1 protein-coding gene is annotated in these 1,803 nt (G+C 73.4%); it reads left to right on the top strand.

The window, feature by feature from the left end:
* The first annotated feature begins 101 nt into the window (after nucleotides 1-101).
* Complete coding sequence (locus ACWGH4_RS34830) at nucleotides 102-1,775, top strand: threonine/serine exporter family protein (protein WP_441263647.1); 1,674 nt, start codon at nucleotides 102-104, stop codon at nucleotides 1,773-1,775.
* The last annotated feature ends 28 nt before the right edge of the window (nucleotides 1,776-1,803 follow it).

Raw genomic sequence — 1,803 nt, forward strand, 5'->3', positions numbered from 1 at the left:
CCTCTGGTGTCCCGCCCGCGTCGCGTTTCTGCCCATGCCCGTGGCCATACTGGGCAGAAGCGCCGGTCAAGGGGCGGTACGAGAGGGAGCGAGGAACACGAGTGGTGGCGGAACCCGAGGGTCCGGAAGACCGGAAGCCTCAGTCCGACGAGGCGCACAGCGCTTTCGTCCCGCCGGCGGGGGTGGAACAGCCCGAGGCGCCGGAAGAGGACCACCCCAGTTCCGAGTTCGCCGTCCCCGAAGGTCTGGCCCCCGAGCCGCCCGCGGAGCCGGAGGGCTCCGCATTCGCTCCGCCGCGCACCTACAGCGCCAGGACCTCGCCGCCCGCCTTCACCCCGGCGCACGGCATCCCGATGGTGCGGCTCACCAAGGACGCGCCCTGGCAGGACCGTATGCGGGCGATGCTGCGGATGCCGGTGGGCGAGCGGCCGGTGCCGGAGACACCGCACCGGCACGACGAGGCGGGTCCGGCCGTGCCCCGGGTGCTCGACCTGACCCTGCGTATCGGCGAGTTGCTGCTCGCCGGCGGCGAGGGCGCCGAGGACGTCGAGGCGGCCATGTTCGCCATCTCCCGCTCGTACGGGCTGGACCGCTGCGAGCCGACGGTCACGTTCACCCTGCTGTCGATCACCTATCAGCCGTCCCTGGTCGACGACCCGGTGACCGCGAACCGGACCGTCCGGCGGCGCGGCACCGACTACACCCGGCTCGCGGCCGTCTACCGGCTGGTCCACGACATCAGCGCCGAGGAGTCGGACGTCACGCTCGAGGAGGCGTACCGGCGTCTCGCCGAGATCCGCCGGAACCGGCACCCCTACCCCGGCTGGGCGCTGACGCTGGCCGGCGGGCTGCTGGCGGGCTCCGCCTCCGTGCTCGTCGGCGGTGACCCGGTGGTGTTCCTCGCCGCCGCGGTCAGCGCGATGCTCGGCGACCGGCTGGCCTGGCTGTGCGCCGGGCGCGGACTGCCGGAGTTCTACCAGTTCGTCGCCGCGGCGATGCCCCCGGCGGCGATGGGCGTGGCGCTGAGCCTGTCACCGCTGGAACTGCGGGCGTCCGCGGTCATCACCGGTGGACTCTTCGCCCTGATCCCCGGACGAGCGCTCGTGGCCGGCGTGCAGGACGGTCTGACCGGCTTCTACATCACGGCGGCCGCGCGTCTGCTCGAGGTCGGCTATCTGGTGGTCGGCATCGTCGTCGGCGTGCTCGGGGTGCTCTATCTCGGTGTCGCGCTGGATGCCGGACTCAGTCCGGAGACCGCGATCCACAGCGTGCCGCGGCCGGTCATCCAGACCCTCGCGGCGATGGGCCTGTCGCTGTGCTTCGCGGTGATGCTCCAGCAGGAGCGCCGGACCGTGGCCCTGGTGACCTTCAGCGGCGGCGTGGCCTGGGTGGTGTACGGCGCGGTCGCGGATGTCGCCGGGGGCTCGCCGGTGGCCGCGACCGCCCTCGCCGCGGGGCTCGTGGGCCTGTTCGGCCAGATGCTCTCGCGGTTCCGGTTCGAGTCGGCCCTGCCGTACGTGACGGCCGCGATCGGCCCGCTGCTGCCCGGTAGCGCCACGTACTTCGGGCTGCTGGAGGTCGCCCGCGGCAATCTCAACACCGGTCTCGCCTCGCTGAGCAAGGCGGCCGCCCTGGCGCTGGCCATCGCGATCGGGGTGAACCTCGGTGGCGAGATTTCCCGGCTGTTCCTGCGGGCGCCGGGTGTCACCGGCGCCCTGCCGGGCGAGGAGACGCCTGGCGGACGCCGCGCGGCCAAGCGGACGCGCGGCTTCTAGCCGCGGTCTCCGCGTCGGCGGTCGGCGT

The sequence above is a fragment of the Streptomyces sp. NPDC054847 genome (assembly GCF_053610925.1).